19 protein-coding genes are annotated in these 23,568 nt (G+C 55.0%); 15 read left to right on the forward strand and 4 right to left on the reverse strand.

Annotated features, from left to right (window positions below; genetic code table 11):
• Window position 1 precedes the first annotated feature (1 nt).
• The 8 genes from WKI47_RS12615 (at window position 2) to WKI47_RS12650 (ending at window position 11,475) form a co-directional block, all read left to right on the forward strand.
• Complete coding sequence (locus tag WKI47_RS12615; protein ID WP_340227457.1) at window positions 2–1,843, forward strand: UbiD family decarboxylase; 1,842 nt, start codon at window positions 2–4, stop codon at window positions 1,841–1,843.
• Between the two features lie 613 nt (window positions 1,844–2,456).
• Window positions 2,457–3,824 carry an LLM class flavin-dependent oxidoreductase gene (locus tag WKI47_RS12620; RefSeq protein ID WP_340227458.1) on the forward strand — a complete coding sequence of 456 codons (1,368 nt, stop codon included), beginning with the start codon at window positions 2,457–2,459 and terminating at the stop codon, window positions 3,822–3,824.
• A 236-nt stretch (window positions 3,825–4,060) separates the two neighbouring features.
• Window positions 4,061–5,716, forward strand: coding sequence for an ABC transporter substrate-binding protein (locus WKI47_RS12625; RefSeq protein ID WP_340227459.1), 1,656 nt, complete (start codon window positions 4,061–4,063; stop codon window positions 5,714–5,716).
• Window positions 5,717–5,753: 37 nt separating this feature from the next.
• On the forward strand, window positions 5,754–6,689 hold the full coding sequence (locus WKI47_RS12630) for an ABC transporter permease (RefSeq protein WP_340227460.1): 936 nt from the start codon (window positions 5,754–5,756) through the stop codon (window positions 6,687–6,689).
• Window positions 6,686–7,603, forward strand: coding sequence for an ABC transporter permease (locus tag WKI47_RS12635; RefSeq protein WP_340227461.1), 918 nt, complete (start codon window positions 6,686–6,688; stop codon window positions 7,601–7,603). Before WKI47_RS12630 ends, WKI47_RS12635 begins: the two co-directional genes overlap by 4 nt.
• 50 nt (window positions 7,604–7,653) lie before the next feature.
• Window positions 7,654–9,750 carry an ABC transporter ATP-binding protein gene (locus WKI47_RS12640; protein ID WP_340227463.1) on the forward strand — a complete coding sequence of 699 codons (2,097 nt, stop codon included), beginning with the start codon at window positions 7,654–7,656 and terminating at the stop codon, window positions 9,748–9,750.
• 45 nt (window positions 9,751–9,795) lie between these two features.
• On the forward strand, window positions 9,796–10,368 hold the full coding sequence (ssuE, locus tag WKI47_RS12645; RefSeq protein WP_340227464.1) for an NADPH-dependent FMN reductase: 573 nt from the start codon (window positions 9,796–9,798) through the stop codon (window positions 10,366–10,368).
• A gap of 54 nt (window positions 10,369–10,422) precedes the next feature.
• Window positions 10,423–11,475 (forward strand): LLM class flavin-dependent oxidoreductase, encoded by a 1,053-nt coding sequence (locus tag WKI47_RS12650; protein WP_340227465.1) that lies wholly within the window; start codon window positions 10,423–10,425, stop codon window positions 11,473–11,475.
• A 143-nt stretch (window positions 11,476–11,618) separates the two neighbouring features.
• Here the strand turns inward: WKI47_RS12650 and WKI47_RS12655 are convergent, their stop codons facing one another.
• The 3 genes from WKI47_RS12655 to WKI47_RS12665 form a co-directional block, all read right to left on the reverse strand.
• The gene (locus WKI47_RS12655) at window positions 11,619–11,942 is read right to left on the reverse strand and encodes a hypothetical protein (protein ID WP_340227466.1); all 324 of its coding nucleotides are present in this window, start codon (window positions 11,940–11,942) and stop codon (window positions 11,619–11,621) included.
• Between the two features lie 338 nt (window positions 11,943–12,280).
• Window positions 12,281–13,720: a HAMP domain-containing histidine kinase gene (locus WKI47_RS12660; protein ID WP_340227467.1), complete on the reverse strand. Its 1,440-nt coding sequence runs from the start codon at window positions 13,718–13,720 to the stop codon at window positions 12,281–12,283.
• Window positions 13,705–14,388 carry a response regulator transcription factor gene (locus WKI47_RS12665; RefSeq protein WP_340227468.1) on the reverse strand — a complete coding sequence of 228 codons (684 nt, stop codon included), beginning with the start codon at window positions 14,386–14,388 and terminating at the stop codon, window positions 13,705–13,707. The genes WKI47_RS12660 and WKI47_RS12665 overlap by 16 nt, the downstream gene beginning before the upstream one ends.
• Before the next feature lie 219 nt (window positions 14,389–14,607).
• Between WKI47_RS12665 and WKI47_RS12670 the strand changes: the two genes are divergently transcribed.
• Both WKI47_RS12670 and uvsE read left to right on the forward strand, forming a co-directional pair.
• Window positions 14,608–15,330 carry a YceI family protein gene (locus tag WKI47_RS12670; RefSeq protein WP_340227469.1) on the forward strand — a complete coding sequence of 241 codons (723 nt, stop codon included), beginning with the start codon at window positions 14,608–14,610 and terminating at the stop codon, window positions 15,328–15,330.
• A gap of 197 nt (window positions 15,331–15,527) precedes the next feature.
• A complete protein-coding gene (uvsE, locus tag WKI47_RS12675; protein WP_340227470.1) occupies window positions 15,528–16,529 on the forward strand; it encodes a UV DNA damage repair endonuclease UvsE in 1,002 nt (333 codons plus the stop codon).
• A gap of 130 nt (window positions 16,530–16,659) precedes the next feature.
• On the opposite strand, the gene WKI47_RS12680 is transcribed toward uvsE, so the two are convergent.
• The gene (locus tag WKI47_RS12680; protein WP_340227471.1) at window positions 16,660–17,511 is read right to left on the reverse strand and encodes an alpha/beta hydrolase; all 852 of its coding nucleotides are present in this window, start codon (window positions 17,509–17,511) and stop codon (window positions 16,660–16,662) included.
• A gap of 302 nt (window positions 17,512–17,813) precedes the next feature.
• On the opposite strand from WKI47_RS12680, the gene WKI47_RS12685 reads away from it, so the two are divergent.
• The 5 genes from WKI47_RS12685 (at window position 17,814) to WKI47_RS12705 (ending at window position 23,488) form a co-directional block, all read left to right on the forward strand.
• Entirely contained in the window at window positions 17,814–19,451 is a 1,638-nt protein-coding gene (locus WKI47_RS12685; protein WP_340227472.1) for an AraC family transcriptional regulator, read from the forward strand.
• A 262-nt stretch (window positions 19,452–19,713) separates the two neighbouring features.
• Window positions 19,714–20,763 carry an ABC transporter substrate-binding protein gene (locus WKI47_RS12690; protein WP_340227473.1) on the forward strand — a complete coding sequence of 350 codons (1,050 nt, stop codon included), beginning with the start codon at window positions 19,714–19,716 and terminating at the stop codon, window positions 20,761–20,763.
• Window positions 20,764–21,777 (forward strand): iron ABC transporter permease, encoded by a 1,014-nt coding sequence (locus WKI47_RS12695; RefSeq protein WP_340227474.1) that lies wholly within the window; start codon window positions 20,764–20,766, stop codon window positions 21,775–21,777.
• Complete coding sequence (locus WKI47_RS12700) at window positions 21,767–22,792, forward strand: iron ABC transporter permease (protein WP_340227475.1); 1,026 nt, start codon at window positions 21,767–21,769, stop codon at window positions 22,790–22,792. Before WKI47_RS12695 ends, WKI47_RS12700 begins: the two co-directional genes overlap by 11 nt.
• Window positions 22,793–22,927: 135 nt before the next feature.
• Window positions 22,928–23,488 carry a flavin reductase family protein gene (locus WKI47_RS12705; protein ID WP_340227476.1) on the forward strand — a complete coding sequence of 187 codons (561 nt, stop codon included), beginning with the start codon at window positions 22,928–22,930 and terminating at the stop codon, window positions 23,486–23,488.
• The last annotated feature ends 80 nt before the right edge of the window (window positions 23,489–23,568 follow it).

Consider the following 23,568-nt stretch of genomic DNA (forward strand, 5'->3'; position numbering starts at 1 on the left):
CATGACCTATCGCAGCATGCAAGAATGTATAACCGATCTCGAAAATGCCGGACACCTGATCCGCATCACGGAAGAAGTCGATCCGAACCTTGAGATGGCAGCCATTCACCTGAGAGCGTTCGAATCCGGCGGGCCCGCTTTATATTTTGAAAACGTAAAAGGCTCGAAATACGGTGCCGTGTCCAATCTGTTCGGCACTATCGAGCGCAGCAAATACATTTTCCGAGATACGTGGGAATCGACGCAGGAGGTTATCGGTCTGCGCAACGAACCGATGAAGGCGCTCAAGCAGCCGCATCGTTACGCGGGAACCGGCTTCGCTGCGCGCAAAGCGCTGCCGATCAAAAAGAACGGCCTTCCGGCCGACTTCGAAGAAGTCCGTATCTCCGATCTGCCGATGATCAAAAGCTGGCCGAACGACGGCGGCGCGTTCGTTACGCTGCCGCAGGTATACAGCGAAGATCCCGACAAGCCGGGCGTCATGAACGCGAATCTCGGCATGTACCGGATACAACTGAGCGGTAACGATTACGAGCAGGACCGCGAGATCGGCGTGCATTACCAGATTCATCGCGGAATCGGCGTCCATCAGTCGAAAGCCGCCAAACGCGGACAGCCGCTCAAAGTCAGCTGCTTTATCGGCGGCCCTCCGGCGCATACGCTGTCCGCCGTGATGCCGCTGCCGGAAGGACTCAGCGAGCTAACCTTCGCGGGTCTGTTGTCGGGCCGCCATTTCCGTTACAGCTACGTGGACGGTTATTGCGTCAGCCACGACGCCGATTTCGTGATCACGGGCGAGATTTATCCCGACGAGACCAAGCCGGAAGGGCCGTTCGGCGACCATCTGGGCTATTACAGCCTTGTGCATGAATTCCCGATGATGCGCGTGCACAAAGTATATGCAAAAAAGAATGCCGTTTACCCGTTCACGGTCGTCGGTCGTCCTCCGCAGGAGGATACGGCGTTCGGCGCGCTGATCCACGAACTGACAGGCGGCGCGGTCAAACAGGAAATTCCGGGCGTCAAAGAAGTACATGCGGTCGACGCCGCAGGCGTGCATCCTTTGTTGCTCGCCGTAGGCAGCGAACGCTACACGCCGTACCAACCCGTGAAGCGTCCCGCGGAAATCCTGACCATTGCCAACCGGATTTTGGGCACGGGTCAGCTTAGCCTCGCCAAGTATTTGTTTATTACAGCCGAGGACGACATTCCCGTTAACGCGCACGATATTCAGGGACTGTTCGCGCATGTTTTGGAGCGGATAGACTTGCAACGCGACCTGCATTTCCAAACGAATACGACCATCGACACGTTGGATTACTCGGGTACAGGATTGAACAGCGGCAGCAAAGTAATCTTCGCCGCCGTAGGCAAACCGATCCGCAAGCTGACTACCGAAGTTCCCGCCGCTTTGGAATACCTGCCGAAAGGCTTCAGCCATCCTGTCATGTCCATGCCCGGTGTAGCGTTGCTTCAAGCACCTGCTTTCACTGACTACGATACGGTCGAATCGGAAATGGAAGCTTTGACAAAAGCGATCGAAGCGCAAGGCCCGCTCGATGATTGCCCGATGATCGTCCTCTGCGACGATACCGAATTCATGGGTGCTTCTTTCGATAACTTCCTGTGGGCCGGATTCACGCGCAGCAACCCTTCGCACGATATCCACGGTGTTCATGCCGGATACCGGCATAAGCATTGGGGCTGCGACAATGTGATCATCGACGCACGGACCAAGCCACACCAAGCCCCGCCGCTTGTCCAAGACCCAGATATGACTGCACATATCGAGCGACTCTTTACCCCGAGCGGCAGCCTGGGCATCCTGCGCGCGAAGCGGTGAACAACCATTTTTGAAATGAAGAAAGATGTTAATCTTTCGAAGTAGAATGATTGAAATAGCCGTTTCGAAACGCAAGAAGATGCCACTTTCTCAAAGTGGACTGCTTGAAATACTCGCTTCGAAACGAAGTGAGATACTTTTCTCGTAAAGAAATCAATCGAAATAACTCAACAGAAACCCGCTGCCTTCCAAGCTTAAGCTTATGGAAGACAGCGGGTTTCTTTGATATCTCCAAACCTCTAACGTAACTGCAAGCGAGAAGACGGAGAGAGAAATTCAGTGCAGGAATGGAATGTTCGCCTTTGAAATCGGGAAAATTCCACTAAAAATTTAATCTGTTTTCCTGATTTCAACACGCGACCGGAACGAATTTCTCTCGCAGTCTTCTCGCTTCCCCATCAAAGTAACTTCCTCAGCACTCCATGGTTTCTGTTCATTTCCTACAACGATAAATGTCACATTATTTTCTTCTATAAGCGTATAGAAAATGTCTATAAATCAAACGATTGACCCTTAAGCCAAGAGAGTGGTAAGCTTCTTCTCAACCCGAAAGCATACAAAAACCATCGGAATTAAAAGAATTCATTTTGAGAAAAAGAGAGGCGGAGAGAGAATGACGAACAAACGGAGCTTGAAATTCGGTGCAATTATTCACGGAGTAGGCGGAAGCGTAACAGGCTGGAGACATCCCGAGGTCCTGAGCGACGCCAGCGTCAATTTCGATTTCTACAAACGTCAGGCGCAGACCGCAGAGGAAGGCAAGTTCGATCTGGTGTTTATCGCCGACGGCCTGTATATCAATGAAAAGTCGATTCCTCACTTCCTGAACCGCTTCGAGCCGCTGACCATCTTGTCCGCGCTCGCTGCCGTAACCAGCAAGATCGGTCTGGTCGGCACGCTCTCTACCTCATATAGCGAACCGTTTACGGTTGCCCGCCAATTCGCGTCGCTCGACAAGATCAGCGGCGGCCGTGCAGGCTGGAACGTCGTCACTTCCCCGCTGGAAGGAACGGCGCGCAACCATAATATCCGTAGCCATCCGGCGCACGCCGACCGTTACAAGATCGCCGAAGAACATCTGGACGTGGTTCGCGGCTTATGGGATTCGTGGGAAGACGACGCATTTGTGCGCGACAAGGAATCGGGCGTTTTCTTCGATCCGGAGAAACTGCACCGCCTGGACCATAAAGGAGAGCATTTCTCCGTGGAAGGCCCTCTGAATATCGACCGCTCGCCGCAAGGACAACCGGTCGTGTTCCAAGCGGGTTCGTCCGAAGACGGCAAAAGCTTGGCAGCTCGCTCGGCGGACGCCGTATTCACCGGGCATGAGCGGCTGGAAGACGCGCAAGCCTTTTACAAAGACGTGAAGGATCGCGCCGTAGCCAATGGCCGTCAGCCGCAGGACGTGGCGATTCTGCCAGGCATCAACCCGATCGTAGGCCGTACCCGCGAAGAAGCGGAAGCCCGCTACGAAGAGATCGCTTCGCTGGTAACCATTGAAAAGGCGCTGGAGTACCTCGGCCGATTCTTCGATCACCACGACTTCTCTCAATATCCGCTGGACGAAGCATTCCCGGATCTCGGCGATCTCGGCAGCAACGCATTCAAAAGCGGTACGGACAAAATCAAGCGCGACGCCAAAGAGCAAGGACTGACGCTACGTCAGGTCGCTTTGCGCTCGGCAACGCCGAAAACGACTTTTATCGGCACGGCGGAAGACGTAGCGGATCGGATTCAAGAATGGTTCGAAAGCGAAGGCGCGGACGGTTTTATCATCCATACGGATATCCCGAGCGGTCTGCGCAACTTCGTGGATCAAGTGGTGCCGATTCTGCAAGAACGCGGACTGTACCGTCTGGATTACGAAGCGGACACGCTGCGCGGCAACCTGGGCGTGCCGATTCCGGAGAACCGTTACACGGCGCAACGCCGCGGAGAAGCTTCTGTGCCTAATTCGGTAGAGAGCGCGACAGCTAACTGATTGTTATTCGGCAAAATGACGAAGGGCGGGGCGGAGATTCCGTCTCGGGGGTTGTTTTGGGGAATTATGGATTAAAACGTATGGGTTGAAAAAATTATGGATTAAGAACTTAATCAATTAAGAGCTTAATCAATTAAAAAATTAATCAATTAAAAAATTATCGCTTATCGCGGGTTTGTTTCATCTTCTTGCCCGGAGGGGTTGAAGATGAAACGAACCGTAAAGGGGGCTTTTAGATGAAAAAAAGATTTAAACCTGCTTACGCATTCGGGGCGTTCGCGCTCGCGTTAACGACGGTGTTGGCTGGCTGCGGTTCGTCATCGAACAGCGAAGCGACCGCTCAAGCGGCATCCGGAAGCGATACCGCGACGGCTTCTGCCCCCGTGCAAGGCGGAGATTTTACATATGCACTGGCGACTTCGCCGGATACGCTCGATCCTCGCCGAAGCGGATTGGCCGTCTCGGTCCGGGTATTCGGCGCTTTGTACGACACGCTGCTGGTTCGCAACGCGGACGGCTCGCTCGGCCCGTCGCTGGCGACCGAATGGGAACAGTCGGACGACGGCTTGAGCTACACGCTTAAGCTGAAAGAAGGCGTCAAATTCCAGGACGGCACGCCGTTCAACGCGGAAGCGGTCAAATACAATTTCGACAGCATCATCGACCCGGAGACGAAGGCAGCTAATGCGCTTGCCCTGCTTCGCCCGTACAAATCCTCGGAAGTGGTAGACGAGTACACGATCAAGCTGAATCTGGAGACCGCTTCGCAAGCGTTCCTCGGCAACCTGAGCCAAGGCATGCTGAGCATCGTGTCCCCGACGGCGGCCAAAGAAAAAGGCGAAGATTTCGGCAAAAATCCGATCGGAACCGGGCCGTTCAAATTCGTGAGCTGGTCGGAAAACGCGGAGATCAAGCTGGAACGCAACCCGGATTACGCCTGGGGAAGCGGCGAAGCGAAAAATACCGGAGCCGCTTACCTGGACAACCTGACCTTCAAGATCGTGCCGGAGGAAGCGACGCGGATCGGCGGCGTGCAAAGCGGGCAAGTATTGGCCGCAGAGACCGTTCCGCCGCAAAATATCGTAGCCCTCGAAAGCGATCCGAACACGCAACTTTTCAAAACGAACACGATCGGCCTGCCGTACACGCTCTTTTTCAATCTTGAGAAAAAGCCGTGGGACGAGCTGAAAGCCCGTCAAGCCGTGCAGTTGGCCGTTGATGTCGATACGATCGTCAAAACGCTTTACTTAGGTACCTACGAACGCGCTTGGTCGTCGCTGACGCCGGGCATTCTGGGTTACGACGAATCGCTGGAAGGCAAAATCTCCCCGAATTTGGAAAAAGCGAACGCGCTGCTCGATGAACTGGGCTGGGTAAAAGGCGCGGACGGCATTCGTGAAAAAGACGGGCAAAAGCTGACGTTGCATTACGTCGACGGTTCGCCGAACCGCGAGAAACGCAACGATATCGCCGCCATGATCCGCGAACAGCTCAAAGCGATCGGCGTCGAAACAGAAGTCGAAATCACGCAGGATATCGCCACCGTCGTGTTCCAAAATTGGGATTACGATCTGTACGGCAACAGCCAGGTCAATGCCGATCCGAACGCGCTGTCCGCTTTCTATCATTCGACCAAAGAAGGCGAACGCCGCACGCTGAACGGATTGTCCGACCCGGAAGTCGACAAGTGGCTGGAAGAAGCAGGCGTCGAGAAAGACGATGCCAAGCGCATCGAGCTGTATAAAAAAGTGCAGCAGTACATCAGCGACCAAGCGCTCATCCTGCCGATCTACGTTTTCCCGTACACCGTCGCCGCCGCCAAATCCGTACAAGGGCTGGCCTTCGATCCGTTCGGCTATCCGATCTTCAATGACGTTTATTTGAGCAAGTAAGTGTATCCGAAAAAGGAAGCGAAAGGAGGAAAAGTCGATGATCCAGGCTATCGGTTCCCGGTTATTCAGCTCGCTGCTCGTGATCGTCGGATCGCTGGCGCTCGTATTCTGCATCTTCTACCTGCTGCCCGGCGATCCGGTGCTCTCGATGGTCGATCCGACGACGGTGAGCCCCGAAGTGGTCGAGAATCTGCGGGAGCAACTGGGGCTGAACCGACCGTTCCATGAGCGGCTGCTTGCGTACTTCGGCGATATGCTGACGGGAGATTTCGGACGTTCGCTCGTCGGCTCCGAACCGGTGCTGCCGAAGATTCTGCATCAAGTTCCTTCGACGCTTCTGTTGACAGCAGCCAGCGCACTGGTTGCGATCGTCGTCGGCGTTACGCTGGGCGTGCTGTCGGCCGTACGCAAAGGCGGAATCATCGACTTGTTGGCCCGAATCGTCGGACTGTTCGGCATCTCGATGCCGACATTCTGGTCCGGTATTCTGCTGATCCTGATTTTCTCGGTTCAGCTCAAGTGGCTGCCCGCGATGGGATCGGACGGTTTCGAAACGTTGATTCTGCCTGCGCTTGCGCTGGGTTTTGTCGGAGCGGGTTCGATCGTGCGGATGGTGCGCGGTAGCATGCTCGACGTGCTGAACGAACCGTTCGTCACGACGCTCCGGGCCAAAGGCTTGCGCGAACGTTTGATCCAGATTAAGCATGTGCTGCGTAACGCGTTGATTCCGGCCGTCACTTTGATCGGGATGCAGATCGGCGACATGTTGGCCGGCACGGTCATCATCGAGACGGTCTTTTCCCGACAAGGCATCGGACGAATCCTCGCTGACGCGATCATGGCCAAAGACCTTCCGGTCGTGCAGGGCATCGTCTTTTTCACCGCGATCGTGTATGTAGGCATCAATCTTCTGGTCGATCTGTCGTATGCGGCAATCGATCCGAGAATCAGACGGAAAGGGGCGAGAACATGAAGACTTCGGCAGGAGCGGCAAGACGCGGCGCATGGCGAGGTCGCGCAGGCTTGGCTCAAGCGGAAACTAGCGTCAGAAGCGGAAAAAGACTGCGCTTCGCTTCATCCGACATTCTGATCGGTTTGGCCGGGATCGCGCTTGTGTTTCTCGTCTTGTGCGCGTTGTTCCCTTCCTGGATTGCCCCGTATTCGCCGACCGAAATGAACACCGCCGCGATCTTGCAGGCACCTTCGGCGGCTCACCTGTTCGGCACCGATTATTTCGGCCGGGACGTGTTCAGTCTGATCGTGCACGGGACAAGAGATTCACTGCTGATCGGAGCAAGCTCTGTCATTGTCGGCGTGCTGATCGGCGCAACGCTCGGCTCCGTCGCCGGTTATGTCGGCGGCAGGCTGGACGCGGTCATCATGCGCGTAATGGACGTGCTGCTGACCGTGCCCGGCATTCTGCTGGCGCTGACGATCGCGGCGGCATTGGGACCCGGCTTACGCAATATCGTGCTGGCAATCGCGATCTCTTCCGTACCGGGTTATGCACGGGTGATGCGAGGACAGATCATGGCAATCCGCGGAAGAGGGTATGTATTCGCCTCCCGCGCGATCGGAGCCAAGCCGTCGTTTATCCTGACCAAGCATGTCCTTCCCAACTCGGCCGCGCCGCTGCTCGTTATGGCGACATTGGGGTTGGGCTCGTCGATTCTCGCAGGAGCGGGCTTAAGCTTCCTCGGACTTGGCGTGTTAAAAGAAATTCCGGACTGGGGAGCGCTGCTGTCGCAAGGTCGCGGTTATCTGACCGTCGCTTGGTGGATCTGCACATTCCCGGGTTTGGCGATTACTTTGTTCGTTCTGTCTATCAACCTGATCGGTGACCGCTGGCGCGATGCCGTCGATCCGAAACGCAAAGGACGGGCGTGAAAAAAACCGCCATCAAAGAAAAGCCTCATACAGAAAGGAGAGCTCGCAGCATGACACAGCCCCTGCTTGAAGTCAAAGACCTGACGATCGACGTGCATACGCCGAGAGGCATACTGACGGCGGTATCGGAAATTTCATTCGACATTGCACCCGGTGAGACCGTCTGTCTGGTTGGCGAATCGGGCAGCGGCAAGACCATTGCTTCCAAAGCGATCATGCGTCTGACCGATTACGAGAACGGAAGCATTGCAGGCGGCAGCATCACTCTCGGCGATACCGCAATCGAATCGTTGCCGCAAAGCGCCGTGCGCCAGCTTCGGGGGCGGCGTGTAGCGATGATCTTTCAGGAACCGATGGCGGCTTTCGATCCGGTGTTCACTATCGGAAGCCAGATCGTAGAGACGATACAGGCGCATCGACGCGGCAAAAAGTCGACGTTCTGGAAAGAAGGGGTCGAGCTGCTGCGCCGTGTCGGTATTCCAGAACCCGAGCTGCGGATGAAGCAGGTACCGGGCGAATTGTCCGGCGGCATGCTGCAACGGGCGATGATCGCGATGGCGCTGTCCGGCGGACCCGAGCTGCTGATTGCGGACGAGCCGACTACCGCGCTGGACGTTACGATCCAAGCGCAAATTTTGGAACTGCTGAACGAATTGAAAAGCAGTCTGAATATGTCTATTTTGCTGATTACGCATGACCTTGGCGTAGCCGCTCAGATGGCGGACCGGATCGTGGTCTTGTATGCGGGGCGAGTCGCCGAGCAAGGGCCAGCGGCCGACGTGCTCGGCAGTCCGCGCCATCCGTATACGATCGGCCTGTTGAATTCGATTGCGACGCTGGATAGCAAAAGGGGCGAACGGCTGCGAGCGATCGAAGGTTCGCCGCCGGGCCTTGCGGAGATGCCGGAAGGATGCCGATTCCATCCGCGATGCGCGTTTGCAACGGACAAGTGCCGGGAATCGGCTCCGCCGCTTAGTGATCAAGGAAATAACAGACTGGCTGCTTGTTGGCACGCGGACGAAGCCGCTGCGGTCGTCGCCGCGGCACATACCGAATTGACGCCTGCGCGGCATTTGTCGCCGGTACCGGATACGCCGCCGGCTGCGGGGGTTCATCCGGCAACATCCCTGCAATCGACCGTGAGTATCCTGGAAGTTGCTGACGACCAAGTCGATGTTTCGGGCTCGATTCCTCTGCTTCAAGCCGAAGGTCTGAAAAAGCATTATGCGCTCGGCGGGGGTCGGGGACGCGCCAAGCGCAATCTTCGCGCGGTAGACGGCGTGTCGCTCTCGATCGCCGAAGGGGAGACGTTCGGCCTGGTTGGCGAATCCGGCAGCGGCAAGTCCACGCTCGGTCGGCTGCTGCTTCAGCTTGAGCCGCAGACCGGCGGTCGTGTGCTGTATCGGGGAGACGAGTTGTCGATCAAAGACAAAAATCATTGGCGCGAGTCCCGGCGTGATCTGCAAATCATTCACCAGGACCCTTACGGTACGGTCGATCCGCGCTGGAGCATCGGCGAAATCATCGCGGAACCGCTTGGCGTGCATACCAAGCTTAATCAGGCGCAACGGCGTGAACGAGTCAGCGAATTGCTGGAGCAAGTGGGATTAAACGCTTCTTGGCACAATCGTTATCCCCATGAATTTTCCGGCGGACAACGCCAACGGATCGGAATTGCCCGAGCGATCGCCGTCAATCCCAAGTTTATTTTAGCCGACGAAGCCGTATCCGCTCTGGATGTCTCGGTGCAGGCGCAGATCGTGAATTTGCTTCAGGATTTGCAGCAGCAGTTGGGACTGACTTCGGTCTTTATCGCGCACGGCCTGCAAGTGGTTCGCCATATCTCCAACCGGATCGGCGTCATGTACCTGGGCAAACTGGTCGAGACCGCGCCGAGCGAAGAATTGTTCCGTCGCCCGGCGCATCCTTACACCCGAGCTCTTCTATCGTCGATTCCCGGCATGTCGCCCGAGGCACGTGAATCCATCTCCGTTCAAGGAGAGATTCCGTCTCCGACCAATCCGCCGTCCGGCTGCCGCTTCCACACCCGCTGCCCGATGGCGACCGATCTTTGCCGCAATGTCGAACCGGCGTTTGCGGCGATCGGCGCACAGCATGAGGCGGCTTGCCATTATCCGTTGCAATAGATCTGCTGCCCCATAGCAAACCACTTATTCGAGGAGGAATCACCCATGACGCAAAAAATCTTGATCGTTTCCGGAAGTCCGAGCCTATCATCCCGACTATACGGCCCGGTTCAATATTTGCAAGGACGATTGGCTGAAGAAGGGTTTGCCAGCGAATTGCTGCATATCGTCGAGCTTCCGCCTGCCGACCTCGTAACCGCCAACTTCGCAGGGACCGAGATCCGCGAAGCGCTGCGCAAAGTCGAAGAAGCGGACGCGGTCGTTTTCGCCAGCCCGGTGTACAAAGCGTCCTTTTCCGGGGTACTGAAGACGTTCCTTGATTTGATTCCTCAAGAGGGATTGCGCGACAAGCCTGTGCTGCCGATCTTTGTCGGCGGAACGATCGCGCATCTGCTATCGATCGACTATTCGCTCAAGCCCGTATTGAACGCACTCGCTGCACGCAATATTCTCGGCGGCGTCTACAGCGTGGACCGCGAGATCGAGCGTCGTCCCGAAGGCGGCTATATTCTGTCTGGGGAAACGCAGTCGCGCCTTGAACGTTCGTTATCCGAATTGAAGCTTGAGCTTGCCAGACGGGAAAGCGTTCCTGCCGAGCTGCCCGGCGTTCGAGCTTAGCTACAAATACGGCCAACCTATTCATTTATCCGCGAAAAGGAAAGAGGAGAGAGTATGAGCATTAAGCTGAGCATTTTGGATCAATCCCCGCTATTCGAAGGCGATACGCCCGAACGGGCTTTGCGGTATACCGTAGAACTGGCACGCCGTGCGGACGCACTGGGTTATCATCGGTTTTGGGTATCCGAGCATCATGATTCGCGTTCGGTCGCGGGTTCATCGCCGGAGGTGTTGATCGCGTATCTGCTGGCGTCTACGGAACGGATTCGCGTAGGTTCGGGAGGCGTTATGCTTCAGCATTACAGCCCGTACAAAGTCGCCGAGAGCTTCAACGTATTGGCGAACCTGGAATCCAACCGTCTGGACTTGGGCGTGGGACGTGCGCCCGGCGGTTTGCCGCGATCGACGCTGGCCTTGCGCAGAGGCGCACCGGAGGAAGATGCTTCGCTCTCGGGCAAGCTCGAAGAATTGCGCAATTATCTGCATGGGATCGATCCGGGCGAAGGTGATCCGTTGGAAGGTCTTCGCGCCGAGCCTTTGCCTGAACAGCCGGCTCGTCTGTATGTGCTGGGAGCCAGTTCCGATAGCGCGGATCTGGCAGCCAAGTTGGGCCTTCCTTATGTATTCTCGCTATTCATCAATGGCGATCTGGATCAAGCGGAAGCCGCATTGAAGCGTTATCGGGAAAAATTCGTATCGGTGGACGGTTCGCAGCCAGAGTCGATCTTGTCCGTATCTGCCGCAGTAGCCGACACCGATGAGGAGGCGGAAGGTATCGCAGTGGAAAGTGATTTGTTCCGGACGATTCTGGCCAGCGGGCGTAAAATCACGATCGGTGATCGGGAACGCGCCGAAGAATTCGGCAAGCAGTCGGGTGAAGAATACCGGATCGAGCATGTGCCGTCTCCGTTAATCAAAGGCTCGGCGTCCAGCGTAGGCCGTCGCCTGCGTGAAGCGGCCGCGCGCAGCGGAGTCGAGGAACTGATTATTACCAGCCCGATCCGCGACTTCGCGAAGCGTATTCACTCGTATGAGCTGCTGAAGAGTTACTTTGAGACCGAAGTTGAGGAAAATAAAGCGGAAGTGTCATCGATCGAAGCGGTCTGAGATTACGACGTTCGGGTGCAAAAGGAATGATTCTCTGGGTCGATCCAGAGAGTCATTCCTTTTTATGTTGCACGGAACAAAACAAAACCCGACTTTGTATGCAGTCGGGTTAAGAATCAGGCATATTCTGTTCGAAGTACGATTTAACGATGGCGGGACGTATACATCATTTTCGTGGTCGTTTTGACGATGACCTGGCGTGCGGGAACATTCGGTTCCGGTTGGGATTTTCCTGCTTCGCGGAACACGCCGAGACAAGAATTGCACAATCTTCCGCTGCGCGTATCGTGTCCGCACGACTCGCACGGATAAGTGAGATTGCTGTAAGAAGAAGAGGACAAACGTCCGGATTTGATAAAGGCATGAAGTTCGATCAGTGTTACCCCGGTTGCTTCAGCTAGTTCTTTGGTCGTGCTTCTCGGGCGTCTCCATAGGTGATCCAGACAGCGGTTCAGATGATGATCCATCTGGCTGCTGCAAGAAGAGCAAAGATTCCGGGCATTTTTTTGGAAAATCGATCCGCATTTCGGACAATAATCGACCAAAAGTGTCATCTGGGTCACCTCATTCGGAGTATAGGTCAGTAGGTTGTAGACCTATAATACTACCTATAGACTCAGTTCGCAAGACCTATTATCCTCCTAAATTCACATTTTCGACACGAAATGAGCAAAAAAATGTCGAAGAGAAGTACGGTTTTTTACGTTTTCAACAAATAAGCAGGTAATCAAATACAAAAAACGACCTGATTCCGTCATCAGGCCGTCGTTTTTTACAATTAAACTTCTGTTTTAGGTTAAACGTCCTAAGAAGGCAGCCGAAGCGAAAAGGTCGTTCCCGAAGGCCCGCTTGAACGCAACTGAAGCTCGCCGCCCTGGGCCCGTGCCAACAATCGGCTGTAGGTCAGGCCGAGGCCGAGTCCGCGAGTCTGGCGCTTTTTTTTCTCGCTGCGGAAAAATCGGTCGAAAATATAGTCGCGGTCGGCTTCTTCGATGCCCGCGCCGTTGTCCGCAACCTCGACCTCGATCCGGCCGTTCGATTCGCTGATGGCGATATGCAGACGCAGCGGCCGATCCGGATGCGCCGCCTGCATACCGTTATTGAGCAGGTTGACGACGATTTGCTGTATGCGAAGAGCGTCGCCCGTCGTATAGACCATCTCGTCCGGGAACGCGTAATCAATTTCGATCGAATCGCACTCATGCGGCAGTTTCCACTGGTACACGATCTCCGACACGAGCAGCTTGAGATCGAGCCGGTCTCGGCGCACTTCGACGTTTCCCGAAGAAAAAGCGTTGTAGTCCAGCAGATCGGCGACCATGCGTTCCATCCGGTTCGATTCCTGAACGGCGATATCCAAAAACTCTTTCGCTTCTTCCCCGCTGACCACATCATCGCGAACGGCCATGACCAGTCCTTTGATGGAAGTGACAGGTGTTTTCAACTCGTGCGTCACGCCGGCGAGCGATAGTTCGCGCCATTCTTCCAACTGATGCAGGCGTCCTGCCATACCGCGGAACGAGTCGACCAATTCCAGCAGCTCGCGTTCGCCCGTTTTGACTTCCAGTTTGACATCGTAATTTCCGTTGCGGATTTGACGCGCGCTTTCCGCGACGCTGCGAATCGGACGGGACAATTTGCGTGACAGCAAATAGATCGTGAACCAACCCGATAGTGCGATAATGCCGAACAGACCTGCGAAAAGCATTAATTGCTGCGAATCGTAAGCCGGCGTTTTGCGGAATTGACTGATGTAGACACCGCCGATTTCTTGCCCGTTTTCTATGATCGGCGTTCGTATGAGTTGATATTCCGGTTCTTTGGAACGCGAACTGGGCGCGATTTTTTGCCTGATCTGCGCTTCGGTCATCTCCGGTCGGCTGAACAGCGCGTTGCCTTGAGGATCGGTAATCAGCAGGCAAACGTCCAGATTCATATTGAACAATCCCATGCGCTCGTCGAGTATATTGTTCAGGTTGGTCGGAATCGTGATCGATCCGTCGCTGTTTTTGACCCGGTCGGCGACTTCCTGCCCGAGCATGGCCGCCGTGCGCGAACGGTTTTCCATCGCCGTCTCGCGGATGCCGTACAGCGCGATGCCGGCAACGATTGCCAGCGCCGCGAACAAAATCAGAAAATAACGCAGCGTCCAATACGTGAGCAGGGACGTTCCTTTGCGCGGGCGATTTTTCTCCTTTTTGCGTTTTCCGAAATTTTCGATCCTTTGAGTTATTCGGCGATCCAAAATTGATACCCCGTTCCCCGTAAAGTGCGAATCTCGCCGTGATCCGGCGGCCAATGCGACAGCGCCTGACGCAGCCTTTTAATAGACAGGTCCACCGCGCGGTCGCTTCCTTCGTAATCCATCCCCCACACATGCTCGATCAACTGCTCGCGCGTGAACATGCGGTTCGGATGGTCGGACAAAAACATCAGCAGCGACAGATCGCGCGGCGTCAACGGAACTTCGGCGCCGTTGAGCAGCACGCGCTGCGCGTTGGAATCGATCATGAGTGCGCCGAAGCTTTTGCAGGCGTCGGCGCCGCTGTACACGGGCCGCCTGCGCAAAACGGCGTTCACTCGCGCGACGACTTCCTCGGGAACGAACGGCTTGGTCATATAATCGTCGGCACCGCCGTTCAATCCGTTTAACCGATAATCGATATCGCCCAGTGCTGTCAGCATGATGACCGGGCAGGCGCCGCGTTTGCGGATTTCCGCCAGCAGCTCCCAACCGTCGATCCCCGGCAGCATGATATCGAGCAGCACCAGGGCGGGTTGCGTTTCTTCGAAAGTGCGCATGGCCAGTCTTCCGTCGGTCACGCGCTCGACCTCGAATCCGGCTTTTTTCAAATAAGCGGCGAGTACGCGCGCGATCGGTTCCTGGTCTTCAATAATCAAAATGGTCGTCAAGACCGTTTCCTCCTTTCGGAGCGGCCCTTTTTGGCTGAATAGGTTTCGCGCCTTAGGCGTCCTTGGGTACTATTTTACAAACAATATCGCGCAGGGCAAGGGTTTTCGGGTCAATTGTAACGATTTGAGGAACAATTTTTTTTGAAAGCCCTTTTGACATGTTCCCGACACATTAGGCTGGTATGATACCGAAAAACAGCTTCACAGGAGGAGAAAATCATGAGCAAAAAAGCGAAAACTTGGATCATCGCCGTTGTGGCGGTCATCGTCATCGCCGGAGTCGGCGGTTACGCGTGGATGAAAAATTATATGGGGAACAACGTGGAAATCGAAAGCGTCTTGCCGACGGAAGGATCTTCGACCACGGAATCGACGACCGGCACGACAACCGAAGCAGCAAGCACGGGTACGGCTGTAGCGGCGGATGACCTCAACGGAACATGGAATATCGCGGATACGTCCAAAGTGTACTTCTCCGTGACCACTTCCCAAGAAACGGTCAACTTCGAAGACGATCAAGTCAGCGGAACGTGGGACGTGAACGTGGACGACGCGACGCAAATGACAGGCAGCGGCGCGATCGAGATCGACGCGATCGACTCCGGCAACGCACAGCGCGACGAACATATCAAATCCGACGATTACTTCCAAATGAGCCAGTACCCGCAAGCGACGTTCACGGCGACTTCGTTCGAAGGCCTGCCGCAGGAGTGGACGGAAGGCGAAGTGTACGACTTCACGCTGGACGGCACGTTGACGCTCAAAGGCATCGAAAAGCCGGTCACGTTCGAAGCGAAAGCTTCGTATCAGGACGGCAAACTGCTGCTGTCGGGTACGACGGTCGTGACGTTCGAAGACTTCGGCCTGGAAAACCCGCATTCCGTCGTATTGAGCACGGAAAACGATATCAACGTTCAACTGGAACTGACGCTCGAAAAATAAGTTCGAATAGAGATTTTGAAAGATCCGCAATAAGCAAAACCGCGTATTTCCGCTTGACGGATATTCGTACAGCACGGCCCTGTCGCGACTCGCGGCAGGGTTTTTGTATGCGAAAAAGCCAAAAGAACGCGCGGCGTTGATTCCGATCGGCTTCTTTGCGGTATGTTTGAATAAGACACCCGGAAAGGAAGTTGCTGATGATCGTTCGTTTTGGATATGTCGCAATGTCGCTTGAAATTCAGGATTCTTCTCCTTCGAAAACGATGACGATGGCCCGTTTCGCCAAACTGCCCGACCGGGAAGCGGGACTGCGGGAACTGGAGCGGATCGCCGCCGTTAATTTGCATAATACGCTGCGTTTGCTCAGGCATAATGTGGCGGAGGGCATCGAGATGTATCGGTTTTCCTCCAAACTGATTCCGCTCGCCACGCATGCCGACTTGCAAGATTGGGACCCGTTTATCGCGTTGGCGGAGCCTTTTGCGGAGATCGGGGATTATGTGCGCAAGCACAAATTGAGAGTCTCGTTCCATCCCGACCATTACACCGTGCTGAGCACGCCTCGGCCGGAAGTATTGGTGTCGTCGGTTCGCGATCTGCGTTACCATGTGCGGATGCTGCAAGCGATGGGATTGGACGCGCGATCCAAAAACAATATCCATATCGGCGGCGCTTACGGCGACAAGCCGACGTCCGCCAACCGATTCGTCGAACATTTCGCGCAACTGGACCCTGATATTCAAAGCCGGATCACGCTGGAAAACGACGATAAAACGTTCACAGTGGGCGAAACGTTGGAAGCTGCGCAGCGCACGGGACTCCCGATGGTGCTGGATATTCACCACCATTGGACAAACAGCGTCGGCGAACCGGCTTCGGATTGGTGGCCGGAGGTCGCGAAGACCTGGGAATCGCCGTTGGCTCGGACCGACGTGCCGGAGGGCGAGCATCTGCCGCCGAAGATCCATGCGTCCAGCCCTAGAAGCGAGACCGATCGCCGCAGCCATGCGGACGGCGTGGAAGCCGGTCCGCTGCTGGACTTTTTGCGCGCGGCGGCGAGAACGTCCTCGCAGATCGACGTGATGCTGGAAGCGAAGCATAAAGACCGGGCGCTGTTCGGATTGATGAAAGACTTAGAAGACTATCAAGGCGACGGCGTGAAAATTTTGAGCGGAGGTAAAATTGAAGTAGAGGGGTGAGGAAGCGAATAAATTCATTATGGTGCGTGGAGGCGCTGCGGGAATCAATTTCTTCGCTTTGTTGGAGAAAGGAAAGATCTAAAAAAGACTGCCAATCATTTGTTGGCAGTCTTTTTTGTCCGAAAATCGCTTAAAGTGCCGCCGTTCTCAGCATCGGGCTAACGATCGAAGGCAGAGTAGAACCGTGATTTTCGCCTTCGAACAGACGGAAATTGATGTTGAGTCCGTATTCGCGCAAAGGTTGCAGACGCTCGTAAAGAGCCCGGGCGTTTTGCACCATATGGTGGGGAGGATCGCCTTCCAGCTCGCCCAGGGCGATCAGCAGATTCAGCTCGTGCTTTTCGGTGTGCAATTTTTGGATAAACGCGGCTTCTTCCTGTTCGATCAGCGGTCTCGCCCAGTGCAGGGAAGGACTTCCGGCAACGTAGCAGCGGAAAGCTTCGGGGCGTGTGAATAAAGTATGGAGCGTAAACAGCCCGCCGAAAGAGTGGCCGAACAAAGTTTGACGGCTGCGATCGATCGGAAGGATGCTTTCGATTTTTGACTTTAGCACATTTTCGATAAAGTTCAGGAAAATATCGGCGCCTCCATGTTTGGGCCACGGTTTGCCGTCGCGGGAAGCGGGCAGGTTTTCGGCCGGGACAGGCAGGGTATAATCGTAGCTGCGTTCCGGGGAAAAAGGGAGGCCGCTCGGATAGCCGATGCCTACGATCACGGACGGCGCGACGCCTGTTTTGTCGGCGCGGCGCGATTGAGCCCGTTCGGCGTCCAGCACCGTGGCGAACAGGGCGTGTCCGTCTAGCATATAGATGACCGGGTAGCCGGAAGCAGGGGCTTCCCGATCGGGAATCGACATCAGAATCCGGTATTCGCGTCCCTCTGCGGAATGCAGGGCGAACTGCCGCGTGCCGCGAAGTTCGATCGGCGCGTAAGCGTCGTTGTCGCCGGAGCGATCCGGGGGTGCAGTAAAGTTTGAGTTCATGCGGGGTTCCTCCTATACCGTTTCATAAAAATCCGCTTCATCCGAGTATAGCGCCCGAAGACTTTGTTAGACATGGACGATATTCAGCCGGAAAATGGACGATCTACCGACGAAGCCTTTCAGACAACATTGACTGCGGCTTTTCAAGCGGGTAGAGTAATAATAGATTCTATTGAGAATCGTTATCATTTGTCGGGTATTCATGCAAAAGCGATCCGGGTACTGGAAACAGGCATCCGTGCAAATAGGTAGGGGTAAGCGAGAATCGGGCAAAAGCCGAAGTCGAAGTGAAAGGAGCAATCATGATGGTTTTCAAAGTTAAAGGCGGCCTTGTGCAGCATGGGATGAACGTTTTGCACGAGGATCTGATCTTTCGCCTGAACGGCATAGAACGTATCGACTATCGCTCTCAGCGGCAAGTACCGCAGCGTCATACTTCTTCTTACGTATGGGTTGCAGGCGTGGAAGGAGAAAGCATTGTGGTTAGCGAGTCGGGAAAAGCGCCGCTGCGTGCGGGTTCGCTCCGATTGTTTGCGCCTGAGCAGACGTTTGGCATCGAAAGCGGCTCGCAAGCGGGATTTGGGGCTTTTCTAATTTCGTTTGACGTATTTCGAGAGGAAGATTCTCAGCCGGGTCGGTTGCGGGCCTTGTCCGCGGAATCGTGGCCCGGAACAGATCCCGGTGAGGTCGCTTTTCCTGGAGGGCGATTGCAGGCAGCTGCGGAATCGATCTGGCGTCGTTGGAAAAGTACGGTTGCAGCGCAGCGGATGAAAGCCCGAGCGGAATTTTTGGAGCTGGTGAGCGAATGGGCTTCCGCAGCGGCTTCCCCGGAATATGATTCCCAAGTGCTGATGCAGCAAACCAAGACTTTTATCGACGAGCATTATCGTGAACCGCTGAAGTTGGAGCAGTTAGCGGGTATGGCCGGCTTAAGCCGCAACTATTACGTAGACCAGTTTAAGAAGCATTACGGTAAAAGCGTGGTTGAATATATGACGGATCTGCGGATTCGCCGTGCCAAGCGCTTGATGGCCAACTCTGAACTCAAATTGCGCGAGGTTGCCCAGCAGGTAGGATATAATGATGAGTTTTATTTCAGCCGTCGTTTCAAGCAGGAAACCGGGGTAACACCGAGTGCGTACATGAAGAGTCGATCGCGACGGATTGCAGCTTATTGCACGACATCGACGGGTTATTTGCTCGCTCTGGGAGTGATGCCTTACGCGGCTCCCCTTCATCCGAAGTGGACCGGTTATTATCATAGCCGCTACGCCGCGGATATTCCGGTACATTTGGACGGATATAAGCTTGGAGCGGATTGGCAGGGGAATCTGGATCGGCTAAAAGAAAGCCACCCGGAGTATATCGTATGCAGCAGTCTGGTTTCGGAAAAGGAGAAAGACCGGCTGGAACAGATGGCACCGGTGATCTACATCAGCCCTGAAGATGATTGGCGCACTACGTTAAGGCAGACCGCGATTGCGCTGGGAGAGACGGAAGCAGCCGAGCGCTGGTTGGAATCGTATCAGGAAGCAGCCGCAACGATCGGCCGTTCAATCGGTCAACGCAGACGCGGCGAACGTACGTTGCTGCTCCGCTTCTGGCGAGGAGGGTTTTATTCAGCAGGGTCGTCTTCCGCGGCAGGCGTCTTGCGCGAAGACCTGGGGATCAACCTGCTTGCGCTGCCTTCGCGGTATGAATGGGAGCATGCAATGAACCCGGAAATGCTGAATACGTTCCGGGCAGATCGGATTTTACTCATGGTTTGCCAAGAGGGAGAGACGCTTCCGGCTTGGGAGGCGGTTCGCCACTCGCCGGAATGGGCGGAGCTGCCTGCGGTACGCGCCGGACGGCTTCATATGTTGCCTTCCGATCCTTGGAGGGAATGCTCGCCGAGCGCGCATAAGCGCGTCTTGCGCGAAGCAGCCCGGATTTTTTGAATGAGTCGCTGAAAAGGGGTTTGTCTCATTCCGATGTGCGGTTATGGTTATCTGAAACGCACTTGAACCGTGTGCATTTCAGATAACCATAAGCCTACTATTTAGCTAAGACAAACTTGTATATGGACGATTTTCCGCACTGACGGAGGATCGTCCATTGTTTTTCGTAGAATTGTGCATGGTTTTGAAAAGGGTAGGGCTTTATGATTTGGTAATGAGAATCATTATCACGAAAAGAAGGTTTGAAAGGGGAGCAATCATCATGCAACAACGATTCAAAACTTTATCCATCCTGTTCGTCCTGGTCCTGACTGTAGGGCTGCTTGCCGCTTGCGGCAGCAATAACGAGGCGCAAACATCGGCCGAACCGGCTGCGCAAGCCGAGACTACGGACAACAATGCACAAGCCGCAACAACCGACGAAGCCACCACTGAAGCTGCGGAGGAGAATGCTTCCGAGGCGGCAACGGGTGATCGTACGATTACATACCTCGGTAAAGAATACACCGTGCCTGCCAAGGCAGAACGTATCGTGATCACGGGCGCAATGGAAGCGATGGAGGACGCCGTAACTTTGGATGTTCATCCAGTCGGCGCAATCACCTATGCAGGTGAATTCCCGGAACAGTTCGCGTCGATCACGGACAACGCGCAATCAATCGGTGAGAAAACGGAGCCGAACTTCGAGACGATTCTGTCGTTGAAGCCGGACGTGATTCTGGGCTCCACAAAGTTCCCGGAAGAAACGCTGGCTCAACTGGAAAAAATCGCGCCGACGATTCTGGTGTCGCATATTTCGGATGACTGGAAAGACAACCTCAAGCTGATGGGCGAGTTGACCGGCAAAGAAGCGGAAGCGCAAGCGGCTATCGATCAATATGCGGCTGACGTCGAGACGGCAAAAGCGGAGATCGGCACGAAAGTCGAAGACAAAAGCGTCTTGGCCGTACGCGTTCGTCAAGGCTCGTTGTACGTCTATCCGGCCGGCATTTTCGTAAACGCGATTCTTTACGGCGATCTGGGCATCGAAGTGCCGGAGATCATCGCCTCGGCTGAAGCGCAACAAGAGATTTCGGTCGAGCAACTGGCTGAGATCAACCCGGATTACCTGTTCCTTCAGTTCTCCGAAAACGAAAACAGCAAAGCGCCCCAAGCGCTTGAAGACCTGCAAAACAACCCGATCATTCAACAGTTGAAAGCCCACAAGGACGGAAAAATGTTCGTGAACCTGATGAACCCGTTGTCCGAAGGCGGACCTGCCTGGAGCCGAGATCAGTTCCTGAAAGCGGCAGCCGAGAAACTGTCCGAGTAAATGGGAGGCAGAAGAAGAATCCATCCGCTTGCAGTGATGACGATCGCGCCTGTGCTGATCGTGATCACCCTGGTGGTGTCGGTTCTATACGGTGCCAAAAATATCGACGCCTCCACCGTCCTGGAGGCGGTCTTTCATTTTAACCCGGATCAGATCGATCACCAGATCATTACGCAATCGCGGATTCCCCGTGCTATCGGCGCATTGCTGATCGGTGCTTTTCTGGCGATGTCCGGCGCGATCATGCAGGGGATGACCCGCAACTATCTGGCTGCGCCTTCCATTATGGGGGTGTCCGACGGTTCGGTCATGGCGGTAACATTATGTATGATTTTATTGCCGGGAACTTCGAACCTCGGCACGATTATGTTTTCGTTGGGGGGGTCGGCGATCGGAGCGGGTATCGTTTTCGGGCTGGCCTGGCTGCTGCCGAACGGAACGTCTCCGGTGCGCATGGCGATTCTCGGTACGATCATCGGCACGTTTCTGAGCGGGATCGCCGAAGCGGCCGCAATGTACTTTCAAGTTTCCCAGTCGATCAGCTTTTGGTACAACGCGCGTCTGGACCAGATAGACCCCGTGTTGATTCAGCTGGCTATTCCGTTTGCGGTAGCCGGTATGGCGCTGGCGCTCGGTTTGTCGCGTTCGATCACGGTCTTGTCGATGGGCGACGATATTGCGGCAGGGCTGGGTCAACGTACCGCACTGGTCAAAGGCCTTTCGATGCTGGCGGTCGTTATTTTAACAGGCATTTCGGTAGCGTTGGCAGGCAAAATCGCGTTCGTCGGCTTGCTCGTTCCGCATATCGTCCGTTTTTTTGTCGGAACCGATTATCGCTGGATCATTCCGTGCAGCGCATTCGTAGGCGGCTTATTCCTGGTTTGGTGCGATATTGCAAGCCGTTTCATCAATGCGCCTTATGAGACTCCGATCGGCGTCGTGACTTCGTTGATCGGCGTTCCGTTTTTCCTGTATCTGATCAAGCGGAAGGGAGGGCGCGCAAATGCACTTTAACACGCCGCGCCGCCTTACGCTTGTGGTGTCCGCTACGCTCGCATTGATTCTCGCAACGGTATATGTGAGCGTGACGAACGGCACTTTCGACATGTCGGTAGGGGATGTGCTGCGCACGTTGCTGCGGATCAACCCGCTGCCTGAGCATGATCTGGTCGTGTTCGATTTTCGTTTGCCCCGGATCGTGATCGCGTTGCTGGTAGGCTTCGGTCTCGGGATTGCCGGTTCTGTCGTGCAGGGCATTACCCGCAACGGCCTGGCCGATCCGGGCATGCTGGGCATCAATGCGGGAGCGGGGATGGCGATCGTGCTGTTCATGCTGATTCTGCGCGACCGCCTGAATTTCAAAGACGGCTGGCTGTCGTTTATGGCGATGCCGATGTTCGGATTGCTGGGCGGCCTGGTCGCGGCGATGCTGATCTTTATTTTCGCGCAGAGCCGAGGTCGGCTTGACCCTCAGCAGCTAATTCTGGTCGGAATTGCGGTCAGTTCGGGCTTCGGCGCGATCACATTGTATTTGTCGTTGAAAATGAGTCCGAGCGACTTCGAAGCGGCAGCCGTGTGGTTGGCGGGCAGCCTGCATCGTTCGAATTGGCGGTACATCACCGCGATGCTGCCCTGGTTCGTGCTGTTGACGCCGTATATCTGGTACAAGTCGCGAACGCTCGACGTGATGCAGCTTCGGGACGATAACTCCCTGGGGCTTGGCGTCGAGTTGACCCGTGAGCGAAAAGGTTTGGTGCTGGCGGCAGTCGGCCTTGTGGCGGCATGCGTATCCGTATCGGGCAGTATCGGTTTCGTCGGTCTGATCGCTCCGCATATCGCCCGCAGGCTGGTCGGCATTCATTACCGCTATATGATGCCGATTTCCGGTCTGGTGGGCATGGCGATGGTTGCGCTCGGCGACCTGATCGGACGTACGATTTTCGCTCCGGCAGAACTTGCAGTGGGTGTGGTCATTTCGATCATCGGCGTGCCGTATTTCGTTTATTTGCTATTTAAATCCAGAGCTTGAACGGGCATTGCCTGTATCCCGTGGATTTGATTCCCGAATAGGCTTACCTGTACACTTGAGGCAGATGTGTATGGGTAAGTCCTTTTTGCATCGTTATGTCGAAAAATCTGCGTACGAACGAAGGAGATGGAGCGTATGAGAAAAGCAGTCGAAGGGGAAGTGACCTACGCGTATCCGGGGATGGTCGCCGTGGTAACATCCCGATTAGGCGAAGAGCGTAATGTAATGGCATCCGGCTGGCATTCTTATATCGGTTCCGGTCCCGCTTTTTACGGAATATCACTGCGCGAAGCTACACACAGCTATAGCTTGATTCGGGAATCCGGCGTATTTGGCGTTCACTTTTTACCCGCAGCACGCAGCGAACAGATTCAGGGCGCAGGCACGCTGAGTGGCCGTAACGTCGATAAGCTGAGTGCGCTGAATCTCAAGTTCGATGACGGAGTCAAAACGGGAGTGCCGGTGCTGCACGATGCGTATGTCGCTTACGAATGCCAGGTAAAGGATATCCATCTGTACGGAGACCATTATTGGATTGCCGGCGAGATTGTACAGGCTTATCGCGATGATTCGGCGTTCGGGGAGAACGGGCTGCCGGATTTGAAAAAACTGAATATTCCGCTTTATATGGGACGTGCCACTTACCGTGTGTTGAATGACCAAGCCGAGCACACCGCATATTGGCCTCTTGGTTAGAGTATTATCGACATCTATAGAAAAAACCTATATATAAAATCGATTGCGATAGCTTTATTGATAAGGAAACGGTAAAAATG

The organism is Saccharibacillus sacchari, assembly GCF_037722395.1.
GTDB classification, from domain to species: Bacteria; Bacillota; Bacilli; order Paenibacillales; family Paenibacillaceae; genus Saccharibacillus; species Saccharibacillus sacchari_A.